The organism is Paenibacillus sp. FSL R10-2796, from assembly GCF_037965315.1.
In the GTDB taxonomy this organism is placed as follows: domain Bacteria; phylum Bacillota; class Bacilli; order Paenibacillales; family Paenibacillaceae; genus Paenibacillus_AQ; species Paenibacillus_AQ odorifer.
The window spans coordinates 6,494,605-6,509,071 of record NZ_CP150178.1 but is presented as its reverse complement, the minus strand read 5'-3'; the positions used below and the strand labels follow the sequence as shown (position 1 = coordinate 6,509,071).

Sequence of the window (14,467 nt, the reverse complement as noted above, 5' to 3'; positions counted from 1 at the left end):
TTTGGAGGTAATGATGAAGAAACCTGTCGCAACTGAAAAATTCGAGCTTGGCGTCTGTTATTATCCGGAGCACTGGCCAGAAAACATGTGGGAGGACGATTATCGCCGGATGCGTGAACTCGGCTTTACGATCATTCGGATGGGGGAGTTTGCTTGGTCTATTTTTGAACCGGCAGAAGGGCAGTTTCAGTTCGGGCTCTTTGATCGGGCGATTGATCTAGCACATAAATATGGTCTTCAGGTTGTACTTGGTACTCCGACGGCGACGCCTCCAGCTTGGTTGACTGATAAGTATCCCGAAGTTTTAAATGTAACCTACGAAGGTGTTACACTTCAGCATGGCATGCGCCGTCATTATAATTACAGCAGTCCTAAATACCGGGAACTGTGTGCACGTATTGCAGAACAAATGGCTGAACATTACGGCAATCATCCGGGTGTAGTTGGCTGGCAAATTGATAATGAGCTCAACTGTGAGATCAGTGAATTTTATTCGGAGAGTGACCATAAGGCTTTCCGGGAATGGCTACAGCAGAAATATGTTACACTTGAGCATTTGAACGAGGCTTGGGGAGCTGTTTTTTGGAATCAAAGCTATAGTGACTGGTCTCAGGTCTATCTTCCACGTCCGACTCCAGTACCGAAGCAACCCAATCCTCATCAGGCATTGGATGAAAAACGGTTTATTTCGGACAATACAATTTCTTTTGCCAAAAACCAAGCGGATATCATCCGTAAACTTGCCCCTAAGCAGTGGGTAACCACGAACGGTCTGTTCGGGCATCTCGATAGCCATGAAATGACGGATGAACTGTTGGATTTCTTCAGCTATGATTCCTATCCTCAGTTCTCTACTATTTTTTATGACCCGAATGAGCGGAATCCGCTGAATGATAGAGGCTGGGGACTGTCGTTATCTGTTGTTCGTTCGATATCCCCGAATTTCTGTATTATGGAGCAGCAGTCGGGCCCGGGTGGCTGGGTGAACCGGATGGATATGCCTTCTCCAAAGCCGGGGCAGATGCGGTTATGGACTTATCAGTCGATCGCTCATGGAGCAGATATGGTGTTATATTTCCGCTGGCGGACAGCTACGATGGGCAATGAAATTTATTGGCATGGAATCAATGACTATCATAATCAGCCTAACCGAAGAGTGCGGGAAGCGGGGCAGATCGGTCAGGAGCTGGCAGCAGCAGGTCATGCGTTTGTCGGTACTCGTAATCAGGCTAACATTGCTATTGTTCGTGATTATGACAATGAGTGGGATGGAGAATACGATGTTTGGCATGGCCCGTTTATGTGGAAGAGCAATAAGGAGTGGTACAAGGCGCTTCAGCGGAAGCATATCCCGAATGACGTACTCTATTTACGCAAAAAAACAACGCTGGAGGAGCTTGCAAGGTACGACGTGCTTATCTATCCTCACCCAGCGATTATGACAGATGAGACAACAGCACTGCTGGATGAATATGTTCAGCAAGGCGGCAAACTGATCTTCGGCTGTAGAACTGGCTATAAGGATGAGCGCGGTCAATGTTATATGCGTCCTTTCCCAGGTGCTGCTAAGGATCTATGCGGGATCACAGTTGAAGAATTCACAATGGTTAAGGGCAGTCGTCAGCCAACAACAATTAGCTGGTCGGGCGTGACCGAAGTCGTTACAGGAGCAGATGACTTTAATGATATTCTCAAAATAGAGGAAGCTTCGGTTGAAGTGATGGCGGTTTACGCCTCTGATTATTATGCGGGAAAACCGGCGGTAACTAGAAATCGTCGCGGCAAGGGTGAGGTTTGGTATTACGGAGCCGTATTTAATGAACAGGCAGCGGCTGAGATCATAAATTTAATTGATCTACAATCGCCAGCAGATTGGCTGGAGCTCCCAGAAGAGGTAGAGCTGCAAGTCCGTACCGGAGCTTCTTCCAGTTATGCTTTTTTGCTTAATTATAGTGAGACTCCTGTCACGATCCATCTTCGTGAGACCAAAACAGATTTACTGAGCAGCACAACATTGTCGGGCGAGGTGCTTCTGGAAGGATTTGGGGTATTGGTGTTAAACTAACGTATACATTGATCTCACATTTGAGTAGATTTGGATAATTCTCTCTTTTCGGTTATACTTTGAAGTAGCAATTATATAGTCACGGGAGCTTGGTGGGACCAGGCTGAGAGGATAGTTATAACTATCGACCGTCAAACCTGATCTGGATAATGCCAGCGGAGGAAATGGAGCTTTATTTCTATTTGTCTACTCTAAGGCCGCATCTTATACAGATGTGGCCTTTTCTATGTGTGGGGAGTAGACCGTCTCCGCTTGATCAAATCACCTTATAGGAGGAATTGAGATGACAAGCGAATTGAACAACGATCCAATCAATCTATCAGCTTTTCCAGCAAGTCAAAAAGTGTATGTAAAGGGTTCACGGCCTGATATACAGGTGCCTATGCGGGAGATCTCACTTAGTCCAACTGCGGGCATAGACGGCGAAGAGGAGAATGCCCCAATTCATGTCTATGACACAAGCGGGGCTTACACGGATGCTAATATTCATACTGATATTCGTCAGGGGTTAGAGCCCAATCGTCTAAGCTGGATTGAGGAACGAGGGGATGCGGAAGCGTACGAAGGAAGAACCGTGAAGCCTGAAGATAACGGGAATGCAACGGGAAAAGCTGTGGCGGAAGTGTTTCCAGCGCTCCATAGAAAACCTTTGCGAGCGAAAAAGGGGCTTAATGTCTCTCAAATGCATTATGCACGCAAAGGGATTATTACTTCGGAAATGGAATACGTTGCGATTCGTGAGAATGTGGCACTGGAATTTGTAAGAGATGAAGTAGCCCGCGGCCGCGCCATCATCCCATCGAATATCAATCATCCAGAGAGTGAACCGATGATTATTGGACGCAATTTTTTAGTGAAGATCAATGCCAATATAGGAAATTCCGCAGTATCCTCATCCATAGAGGAAGAGGTAGAGAAGATGAGATGGGCCACCCGCTGGGGTGCAGATAATATAATGGATCTCTCCACAGGTAAAAACATCCATACGACACGCGAGTGGATCATCCGTAATTCTCCTGTTCCTATTGGCACGGTGCCTATCTATCAAGCGTTGGAAAAAGTGAATGGGAAAGCGGAAGATTTAACGTGGGAAGTGTACCGTGATACGCTCATTGAGCAAGCGGAGCAAGGGGTTGATTATTTTACCATTCATGCGGGGGTTCTGCTTCGTTATATCCCGTTGACGGCACAACGTATGACTGGCATTGTTTCAAGAGGTGGTTCCATTATGGCGGCATGGTGTCTTGCGCATCATCAAGAGAACTTTTTATATACACATTTTGAAGAGATATGTGAAATCATGAAGCTGTACGATGTTTCTTTTTCCCTAGGCGATGGATTACGTCCGGGTTCGATTGCTGATGCGAATGATGAAGCACAATTTGCCGAGTTAGAGACGTTAGGTGAATTAACAGCTATAGCTTGGAGTCATGATGTACAGGTGATGGTAGAGGGTCCAGGACATGTGCCGATGCACTTGATTAAAGAGAATATGGATAAGCAAATTGAAACCTGTAACGAAGCCCCTTTTTATACATTAGGTCCACTGACTACAGATATTGCGCCTGGTTATGATCATATTACCTCTGCTATAGGTGCAGCGATGATTGGTTGGTTCGGTACAGCAATGTTGTGTTACGTAACTCCGAAGGAGCATCTTGGCCTGCCTAATAAGGAAGATGTACGTGTAGGGGTCATTACTTATAAAATAGCGGCTCATGCCGCAGATTTGGCGAAAGGGCATAAAGGAGCACAAGACCGGGATAATGCTCTTTCGAAAGCCCGTTTTGAATTTCGTTGGCGTGATCAATTTCATTTATCGTTAGATCCTGAGCGAGCGCTAGAATATCATGATGAGACATTGCCTGCGGAAGGCGCTAAAACAGCTCATTTTTGTTCCATGTGCGGGCCGAAATTTTGCAGTATGAAGATCTCTCATAATATCCGTAATACGACGAGAATTGAATCAGGAATGCAAGAGAAGGCGCAAGAGTTTCTCCAAGGCGGGAGCCTCATTTATAGATAACTTTTTCTGCTAAAAAGAAATATCTAAAAGAAGTCGTCATTGGCGGCTTCTTCTTTTATACTTTGAATAGATAGGAGTTGATGAAATGGAAGCGATTCGTTCAGAGGAAGCCATTTTAGAGGATTTAAGTAATAGTTTCTATCATTTTTTTGGATTGAAAGTCCTTCATGCTACCCCAATAAAACGTGGCTGGTTAAATCTTAAATGGAAAATCATAACGGAATCAGGACCATTTCTACTTAAACAATACAACAAAAAAAGATATAAATTGTATAATCCAGAAGAACTGAGCTTCGCCTTTTCTCAACAGAAAAGATTGTATCTACAGGGACTCCCATGTCCCGGATTGTTGGCTTATAACCATAAAGTTTTACTGGAATCAGATATGGGAGAGACGTTTATGGTTATGGAATATTGTGAAGGGCGTGTCATAGAGCCGGGCAAAATTAACATCCTTCAAATGTTTGATTTGGGTCGTGCCACAGGTAAAATGCATCGTTTATTAAATGATGGGACCCTTAGTTTGAAAAGAACCCCACAATTTATTCCCCAAAGCCCTGAGGAACGTTTAGAACATTGGAATGTACTCCTACAACAATCAAAGGAAATGGGCAAAACTTCACTCATCACTGACCTAGAGATACAACTGAGAGCGACTGAAGAAATAGATCCGGAAATATTCGAAGGACTTGTAGCTGGATGGGCACATCGTGATTTATGGGTTGATAATCTTTTATTTCAAGATAGCCAATTGTCTGCAATTCTAGATTTTGATCGGTTCAAATATGATTATCCGCAGCTTGATGTAGCGCGAGCAGTGATGTCATGTGCTTTAGATGAAGATTTAGATGGAGCACTAGCTTCAGCATTTATTGACGGATATCGTGAGGAACGAACGGTGGAGCAAGGGGATTTAACAAAATCATTGCAGTTGTTGTGGTATATGGAAAGCCCGTGGTGGATTAATGCCGCGATGGACAAACATAGTGTACCTCCAAAACGTTTTGCAAAAGAAATGAATTGGCTGGCTAAGAACCTGAACAATTTACCTGCTATCTTAGGGAACTTATAGTGAAAACGATTGAATTATAGCCTAAAAGATGCATTGACCAGCAAAAGTTTGGCGCTTATAATCTTAACAAGGAAAATTCATCAGATATTGAACCGTTTGTAAACGCATACAATGAGTTTTTTCCTTATTAATCATTGAAGGAGGAGATTAAAACTATTAAGTATTTCTTTTTTTCTCATTTTTGCAAACGTTTGCACATCACGATAGGCTTAAAATCGTAAGCTGCACTTAAAATTATGAGGAGGTTATTTACTTGGTATCCAAACAATCCAGGCGTTATATTTCGTGGTTAATTATTTTTTCACTCATTTTTAGTTTATTTGGTTTATCGGGTGGAGCATCGGCCAGCAATACGGATCATACAGTCACCTATACCAATCCTACAGCGGCAGCTGTGACCTTACATTGGACTACGAATAACTGGGCTAATACTACGGACACGGTGATGACCAAAAATGGAACCACGTTCATCGCCAACCTCAATGTTCAGGAAGGCGCCACCCTAATTTATTGTTATCACATCACGGCTCCAACGGATAGTTGGGACAATAACGGCGGGAAGAACTGGACGGTTGTTATTCCGGTCGCCGGAAAATACGAAGCAGAGAGTGCATCCCTATCTGGTGGTGCAAAAGTAAATACGAATCACACTGGATATTCGGGCACTGGTTTTGTTGATGGATATACAACTACAGGAGCAGCCACCACTTTTAACGTCCAGGCTTCCGCAGCAGGGTCCTATAATGCCACGCTTCACTATGCTAATGCATCCGGCAGTGCTAAAAAAGTGTCCATTTATGTCAATGGAATAAAGGTTACACAGACAACATTAGCCAACCTGACCAACTGGGATACATGGGCAGACCAAACAGAAACACTCTCTTTACAGGCAGGAAATAACACGCTTGCTTATAAATATGACTCGGATGATAGCGGGAATATTAATATCGACTATGTGACCCTTTCGGCCGGAGCTACACCAACACCAACGATAACTCCTAACCCAACAGTGACACCAACACCTACGGTAACTCCTACCCCAACAGTGACGCCAACACCTACCATAACACCCACACCAACGCCAACACCTACCGTAACTCCTACACCAACGCCAACACCTACCGTAACTCCTACACCAACGCCAACAGTGACGCCAACACCTACACCTACTTCAGCGGGGCTAACCGTTCACTTTAAGAAACCAGCAAGCTGGAATGCAGCGATCCGCATCCATTACTGGAATCTGAATCCGGCAACCGTTCCGACTAGTGGAGCGTGGCCGGGAATACTGATGAAATCGGACGGGAACGATTGGTATAGCTATACTGTTCCAAATGCTACAGGGGCAAGCCTGATCTTTAATGACGGCAATGGCAAACAGACGGCTGACTTATCTCGCAGCGTAAAAGAGGGCTGGTATAACTCAGATAACGTATGGTATGACGCCAATCCAGACGTTCCTAAGGTTCCGGTGATAACCGTCTCTCCTGTGCCCAAAACCTATGATTCTGCCCAAACGGTGACCCTATCCAGTACAAATAGCGGCGATAAAATTTATTATACGACCGACGGATCAACACCTACGACAACCTCAACGTTGTATACGACTCCAATCCAAGTACCTTCTTCTTTGACTATCAAAGCATTCGGCGTTAACTCTATAGGGCAAGCGGGTAATGTAGGCTCTTTTGCTTATGTGATTGATCTGAATGCCGATTTGCAAGCTCCGATTATCACTGCGAATCTGCCTGTTGGGAATTCGAGCTCAGCGGTTTCCGTATCTTTTAATATAAAAGACAACAAGGCGGCAACAACCACAGCATATTACACAGATAATGGTACGGAACCAACAACGAGTTCAAAAGTCTATATTTCAGGCAATGCACTGACATCTCTTACCGGACCGTCTATCTTGATTAATAAGACGACAACCTTAAAATTCCTTGTGATCGATGGTGCCGGAAATGAAACTAAACAGAGTTTTGTTTATAACATTGGTAATAAGGGCGATTTTCGTGAAGATACGATTTATTTTGTAATCACTTCCCGGTTTTATGATGGTGATTCGAGTAACAATGAGCATGCATGGGAGGATGCCAAGGCAGGAAATCCGGACTCTGATCCAGCTTGGCGAGGGGATTTCAAAGGACTGATTCAAAAGCTCGATTACATTAAAGCCTTAGGATTCAGTGCCATCTGGATTACACCTGTAGTGCAGAATGCCAGCGGTTATGATTATCATGGGTACCATGCAATAAATTTTGCAAAAGTAGATCCAAGATATGAATCCGCAGGGGCATCTTATCAGGATTTGATCAATGCAGCACACGCTAGAGGGATAAAGGTTATTCAAGATATTGTCGTCAATCATACCGGTAATTTTGGAGAAGAAAATCTGTTCCCGATGTTCAAAAAAGATCCAACGGCGGCGGACACCGTGAGTAACATGCTCAAAATTACGGATAAGCTGCCAGCTAACTATGATTCCATGACCCCGGATCAGCAATATCAGGCAAGACTTGCCTTAATGAAGACTGCGGAGACTAACAATAATATTTACCATACGGAAAAAAGTCTTTCTTGGGAGTCTTACACCGTCCAGACAGGACAGATTGCGGGAGACTGTGTGGACTTAAACACAGAGAATCCTCTAGTGAATCAGTATCTAATCGACAGCTATAATCAATATATTGATATGGGTGTGGATGCTTTCCGGGTCGATACTGTAAAGCATGTAAGCCGGTATATTTTTAACAAATATTTTGTGCCGGCATGGAAAACAAGAGGGGGCTCAGACTTCTTTGTCTTTGGGGAAGTGGCTACTCGGTACAGAGATGTGTGGAACAGTGGAATTCCGGCGATATCAACACCATTTTATACTTGGAAAAGCTCAAAACCCTATCCAGGTGACGGTCAAAATGACTACGCTTCCAACAAGCTATCGGTGGAACAAGAGTGGGCAGATAACTCTACTACAGCAGGACAACCTACCTCGAACAATGCTTTTTTAACAGGAAATACTTATCATACGCCTGATTATTCGAAGAAATCGGGTATGGATGTTATTGATTTTCCAATGCACTGGGCTTTCAAAACTGCTCAGGAAGCATTCAGTATGAGAAGCGGTGATCAATTCTATAATGATGCTACCTGGAATGTAACTTATATTGACTCTCATGACTATGCACCTGACCAAGCACCAGAAAATCAAAGATTTGCCGGCACACAGGACACTTGGGCTGAGAATCTCGCGCTGATGTTCACCTTCCGAGGAATACCTGCGATCTATTATGGTTCTGAAATTGAGTTCAAAAAAGGATCAGTCATTGATGTAGGTCCAAATGCGCCGTTAAGTACAACAGGCCGTGCTTACTTTGGCGATCATATTGAGGGTAGTGTTACTGTTCAAGATTACGGTAAATATACCAATGCTACTGGCACACTTGCAGACTCGTTAAATTATCCTCTGGCGAAACATATCAGACAACTTAATTTAATTAGAAGAGCTGTTCCTGCTTTGCAAAAAGGCCAATATTCTACAGAAAATGTATCAGGTGATTTGGCATTTAAAAGAAGATACACTGATAGTAGCAAAGGAATCGATAGCTTTGCTTTGGTTACGATCTCAGGAAATGCAACATTCACCGGAATTCCTAACGGAACATATGTGGATGCGGTCACTGGTGATACCAAAACCGTTACCAACGGTGTGATCACAATCAACTGCTCCGGTAAAGGAAATGCACGGGTGTATGTATTGAACGGTAGTGGTGGAATCGGAGAGTCAGGAACCTATTTGAAGTAGGACCTTGTATCCATTTCATAGTTAAAAAGAAGCAACATCAGCTCGGATTCCGCAACTGATGTTGCTTCAATTTCATATATGTGGAGAGATATTATGCATACTATAGACGTCGATTTAGTAGCAAGATTAATAAATGAACAATTTCCTGAATGGTCCGATTTAGAGATCAGACCTGTGAAATTCAGTGGGCATGATAATCGGACTTTTCATTTAGGTGAACAGATGAGTGTGCGATTACCAAGTGCAGTCGCTTATGTTCCTCAAGTGGAGAAAGAACAACAATGGTTACCTTTTTTAAAGAAAGGACTGACGTTACCTATTTCAACACCATTAGCGAAAGGGACACCTACCAAAGAATATCCCTGGCCTTGGTCTATTAATAATTGGCTAAAGGGAGAGACTTTATCCCATGAGAACATTAATGATCTCAATCAATTTGCGAGAGACTTGGGAAGCTTTTTAATTGAATTACAGTCTATTGATGCTAGTGGGGGACCTTTAGCCGGAGAGCATAATTTTTATAGAGGTGGGTCCTTAGCTGTATATGATGAGGAATCTAGAAATGCGATTGAGCATAATAAAGATATTTTTAATGAAGGTCTATTGAAAAAGATCTGGGAACTGGCATTAGACTCTGAATGGGAGTCAGAACCAGTTTGGGTTCATGGTGATGTCGCACCTGGAAATATATTAGTCAAAGACGGACAGCTTTGTGCAGTCATTGATTTTGGCATATTAGGGGTGGGTGATCCTGCTTGTGATGCTGCAATGGCGTGGACTTTTTTTGATGAGGCTAGTAGAAGAATCTTTAAAAAGGTATTAAACATGGATGCACAAACGTGGAATAGAGCAAGAGGGTGGGCTTTATGGAAAGCACTGATCACCTATAATAGAAATCGATATTCTAATCCAACAGTAGCGGAAGAATCCTTGAATATTATCAATCTAATAGTAGAAGACATCGAATTGTAGAAATTGAACTACATAAAACATGTAAACTAAACCATAATAGTCAATAAGCACGAATGAGCATCAGTCAGATGATAAAGTGTTGTACTTAAATCCGAAAGAAAGGAATTTGTATGAACATTTAGCGACTGACAACGATTATCATATTAGAATTATTATAAATAACTTGACAGGCCTTAATTTGGTTAATTATAATAATTATAAATAGTATCCACTCTATTCATAAATTAAACCCAAAGGAGATTAAACAATATGTCATTAATCGGAACAGAAGTACTACCATTCAAAGCAAGCGCATTTCAAGATGGGAAATTTATCGATGTTACAGAAGAAAACTTCAAAGGTAAATGGAGTGTAGTTTGCTTTTACCCAGCTGACTTCACATTCGTATGCCCAACTGAACTAGAAGATTTGCAGAACCAATATGAAACCCTCAAACAACTAGGTGTTGAAGTATATTCCGTTTCTACTGACACACACTTTACACATAAAGCATGGCATGAAAGCTCCGCAGCAATTGGCAAGGTGAAGTACATTATGATCGGCGATCCTTCCCATGTGGTTTCCCGCAACTTTGATGTATTGATCGAAGCTGACGGTCTTGCAGATCGTGGTACATTCATCATTGATCCAGACGGTGTTATTCAAACTGTTGAGATTAATGCTGGTGGTATCGGCCGTGATGCTAGCGCTCTTGTTAACAAAATTAAAGCAGCGCAATATGTACGCAATCATCCAGGTGAAGTTTGCCCAGCGAAATGGTCGGAAGGTGCAGAAACTCTTAAACCAAGTCTCGATCTTGTAGGTAAGATTTAAGGAGCGAAAGCTAAATGAAACTAGATCAAGAAATAAAAGCTCAACTAGCGCAATACCTAGAACTCTTGGAAGGCGATGTAGTACTGAAACTCAGTGCAGGCGCTGACGAGGCATCACAAGAGATGACCGAACTAGTTGATGAAATTGCCAAAATGTCACCTAGGATTACGGTGGAAAGAACCGAACTGTCTAGAACCCCAAGCTTTAGTGTAAATCGTGTGGGTGAAGATACGGGCGTAACCTTTGCCGGAACTCCGCTTGGACACGAATTTACTTCATTAGTATTGGCTCTGTTGCAGGTTAGCGGGAGAGCTCCTAAGGTTGAGCAAAGTGTAATTGATCAGATCAAAGGCATTAGTGGTGAATATAAGTTTGAAACTTATGTTAGCCTGAGCTGTCATAATTGCCCTGATGTTGTACAAGCACTGAATCTTATGAGTATCTTTAATCCGGGCATTACCCATACGATGATTGACGGTGGAGTATTCAAAGAAGAGGTAGAAAGCAAAGAAATTATGTCTGTTCCAAGCGTCTACCTTAATGGTGAATTTTTCGAAAGTGGTCGTATGACGGTTGAAGAAATTTTAGCTAAAATGGGCAGCAGTGTGGACGCATCTGAGTTTGACAATAAAGCTCCATATGATGTGCTTGTTGTCGGCAGCGGCCCAGCTGGTGCAAGTGCAGCCATTTATGCGGCACGTAAAGGTATTCGTACAGGTATTGTTGCTGAACGCTTTGGCGGACAGGTTAACGACACGCTTGGTATCGAGAACTTTATTAGTGTGAAGTACACTGAAGGTCCTCAACTCGTAGCTAAACTTGAAGAGCAAGTAAAAGAGTATGGCATTGATGTGATGAAATTGCAGCGTGTCAGACGTCTAGACAAAAATGACTTAATTGAAGTTGAACTCGAGAACGGTGCTGTTCTAAAGAGTAAGACGGTCATTCTGTCTACAGGTGCTCGTTGGCGGAATATGGGCGTGCCTGGTGAAGCTGAATTCAAGAACAAAGGTGTAGCCTACTGCCCACACTGTGATGGTCCTTTGTTTGCAGGCAAAGATGTTGCAGTTGTTGGCGGCGGTAACTCAGGTATTGAGGCAGCTATTGACCTTGCAGGTATAGTGAAGCATGTAACGGTTCTGGAATTTGCTCCAGAGCTCAAAGCTGATGCTGTACTGCAAGATCGTCTCTATAGCCTTCCTAACGTTACTGTTCTTAAAAACGTGCAAACTAAAGAGATTACCGGAACTGATAAGGTAAATGGTATTTCTTATGTTGATCGTGCGACAGAAGAAACTCACCATGTTGAATTGCAGGGTGTATTTGTACAGATTGGTCTGGTTCCAAATACAGAATGGCTAGGTGACACAGTTGAACGTACTCGCGTAGGTGAGATTGTTGTAGATAGCCATGGTGCTACTAGCTTACCAGGAGTATTTGCTGCTGGTGACTGCACTAATAGTGCTTATAAACAAATCATTATCTCGATGGGATCCGGTGCAACTGCAGCGCTAGGAGCATTTGATTATCTGATCCGTAACTAATCGATATTGTTAGTAACAGCAAGAGAACGAAAGCCCTCACTTTTCACAAAGTGGGGGCTTTTTTTATCTTTTGTGAGAGAGAAATGGGTGTTTGTAAACTTTTTTGGAGGATTTTATGTAGATTTTCGCGAATACATATCTAAAATATGAATTAAGCAAAATTAAGGGTTTAGATTAAATGCATGTATGTAAGGCATGATCTGGTTAGACTTGGTGCGCTATAAATAACGTTTTGCTGGAATGGAGACTATATTTCTGTGATTAACAACATTGAATCGTTAGACAAATTTATCTCACTTATACCAATTATAAAATTATCTATCCCCGCTGATTTATCAATAGCGATATGTGATTTGGAACGGTTCGTTGCTTATTTTCCTGGCGACACCATAAATTTAAACATTAACGAAGGACAACCTTTACACAAAGAAGAACCGCTTTACTTAGCGATACAAGAGAATCGTACCTTGAAGTCCGATGTTCCAGCCCACTTTTATGGATTTGAGTTTACAGGTACAGCAACACCTCTTCACGATCAAACGGGACAAGTCATTGGCGGGATTGCAGTTCAGATTCGGAGACAAAGTGAATTAAAAGCTATTGTAGAACAAATCTCGGAATCATTATCCCAAGCCAATGAGCAAATTAATAATATTTCCTATGGTGTAAGTTTACTTTCCGATCACTCTCAGGAACTACTCATTCAATCTCAGCAGGCTGGACAAGATGTGGAGAATACAACAGAAGTCCTATCCATTATAAACAGGGTTGCTGATCAAACGAATTTACTTGGGCTGAATGCTGCAATAGAAGCAGCGCATGCAGGTGAGAAAGGTAGAAGTTTTGAAGTCGTAGCCAAGGAAATCCGGAAATTTTCAAGGGAAACCGTCGCCTCGACGCAAAACATAAATAAAACCATGTTACAGATTAAGGGAATTACGAATCAAATGGCTAATTCGATAGAGAAGATAGCAGCTATCGGGCAAGAACAGGCGGCATCTGTTCAGCATACTTCTACATTTATTGAGGAAATAAAGATAATGTCCCAAAAACTTAACGAGTTTGCTAATAAATTATAAAAAGAGATTCAGTAGCAGTATTTTTGTCGCAATAAAAGAAAATTTTAAACGTATATTTAAAATCATGAATGGTATAGTAAGATAGTAATGAGTAATCAACATAGGAGGAATAAATTATGTCAACGCCGCACAATGCAGCACAAAATGGTGAAATCGCCAAAACAGTATTAATGCCAGGAGATCCTTTGAGAGCGAAGTATATTGCAGAAACCTATTTGGAGAACCCAACCCAATTTAATACGGTACGTAATATGTTTGGATATACAGGAACTTATAAAGGCAAAGAGGTTTCGGTAATGGGTTCGGGAATGGGAATGCCAAGTATCGGTATTTATTCTTATGAACTATACAAAAACTATGGTGTGGAAAACATCATTCGTATCGGTAGTGCTGGAGCATATACTGATAAATTGAATTTATTTGACGTGGTGTTGGCGGATAGCGCGTGGAGTGAATCTACATATGCCTATGTGCAAAGCGGTGTAGAAGGAGATATCCAGCTGCCAAGTAAAGAATTGAACGAAGTCATTGAAGCAGCGGCTACACGTATTAACAAGCCAGTTCTGACGGCGAGAATTCATTCCAGCGATGTATTCTATCATGAAGACAATGTGCCTGGAGTTAATGAATTTTACAATGAACATGGCTGTGTTTGTGTAGAAATGGAGAGTTATGCGTTGTTCCATAATGCGAAAGTGTTAGGTAAACAAGCTGCATGTATTCTTACCATTTCCGATTCGTTAGTTACTCATGCTGTAACCACGGCAGAAGAAAGACAAAATTCTTTCAACGGCATGATGGAAGTAGCTTTAGAAGCAGCGATTTCTATTTAATAAAAAAGATTAAGCAGCTTAAAAAGTTCTACGAGAAAAAGCTTGAAAGCCTATTAAATTCAGGATTAAGTCCTGATATTTAATAGGTTTTTTTCTCATTTGTAAGGTTGTGGAAATGGATAGGTGAAGCGTGTAAATTATTGTTGTTTTTAATCAAAATTTAATGTTAAATTCGTAATAATTCTCTCGGATTATACCGATATAAAAATCAAACCAAATGGCTACAAATCTTAGAAAAGACATCTAATCTCCATATGG

The 14,467-nt window shown here is 42.1% G+C and carries 9 protein-coding genes and 1 riboswitch; all 9 genes read left to right on the top strand.

Annotated elements, in window-relative coordinates; all coding sequences use genetic code 11:
- Positions 1-13 precede the first annotated feature (13 nt).
- Entirely contained in the window at positions 14-2,065 is a 2,052-nt protein-coding gene (locus NST58_RS28985) for a beta-galactosidase (RefSeq protein ID WP_076186533.1), read from the top strand.
- Positions 2,066-2,136: 71 nt separating this feature from the next.
- A riboswitch (TPP riboswitch) is annotated at positions 2,137-2,246 on the top strand.
- Between the two features lie 102 nt (positions 2,247-2,348).
- Entirely contained in the window at positions 2,349-4,091 is a 1,743-nt protein-coding gene (gene thiC / locus NST58_RS28980; RefSeq protein WP_339245079.1) for a phosphomethylpyrimidine synthase ThiC, read from the top strand.
- An 85-nt stretch (positions 4,092-4,176) separates the two neighbouring features.
- Positions 4,177-5,163 (top strand): phosphotransferase, encoded by a 987-nt coding sequence (locus NST58_RS28975; RefSeq protein ID WP_076194052.1) that lies wholly within the window; start codon positions 4,177-4,179, stop codon positions 5,161-5,163.
- Positions 5,164-5,416: 253 nt separating this feature from the next.
- On the top strand, positions 5,417-8,968 hold the full coding sequence (locus NST58_RS28970) for an alpha-amylase family glycosyl hydrolase (protein ID WP_339245076.1): 3,552 nt from the start codon (positions 5,417-5,419) through the stop codon (positions 8,966-8,968).
- 93 nt (positions 8,969-9,061) lie between these two features.
- On the top strand, positions 9,062-9,940 hold the full coding sequence (locus tag NST58_RS28965; protein WP_339245072.1) for an aminoglycoside phosphotransferase family protein: 879 nt from the start codon (positions 9,062-9,064) through the stop codon (positions 9,938-9,940).
- Between the two features lie 249 nt (positions 9,941-10,189).
- Entirely contained in the window at positions 10,190-10,753 is a 564-nt protein-coding gene (gene ahpC / locus NST58_RS28960) for an alkyl hydroperoxide reductase subunit C (protein WP_036681373.1), read from the top strand.
- 14 nt (positions 10,754-10,767) lie between these two features.
- Positions 10,768-12,297, top strand: coding sequence for an alkyl hydroperoxide reductase subunit F (gene ahpF / locus NST58_RS28955; RefSeq protein ID WP_076277814.1), 1,530 nt, complete (start codon positions 10,768-10,770; stop codon positions 12,295-12,297).
- Between the two features lie 257 nt (positions 12,298-12,554).
- On the top strand, positions 12,555-13,376 hold the full coding sequence (locus tag NST58_RS28950; RefSeq protein WP_339245069.1) for a methyl-accepting chemotaxis protein: 822 nt from the start codon (positions 12,555-12,557) through the stop codon (positions 13,374-13,376).
- Between the two features lie 116 nt (positions 13,377-13,492).
- Positions 13,493-14,209 carry a purine-nucleoside phosphorylase gene (gene deoD / locus NST58_RS28945; RefSeq protein WP_036681380.1) on the top strand — a complete coding sequence of 239 codons (717 nt, stop codon included), beginning with the start codon at positions 13,493-13,495 and terminating at the stop codon, positions 14,207-14,209.
- The last annotated feature ends 258 nt before the right edge of the window (positions 14,210-14,467 follow it).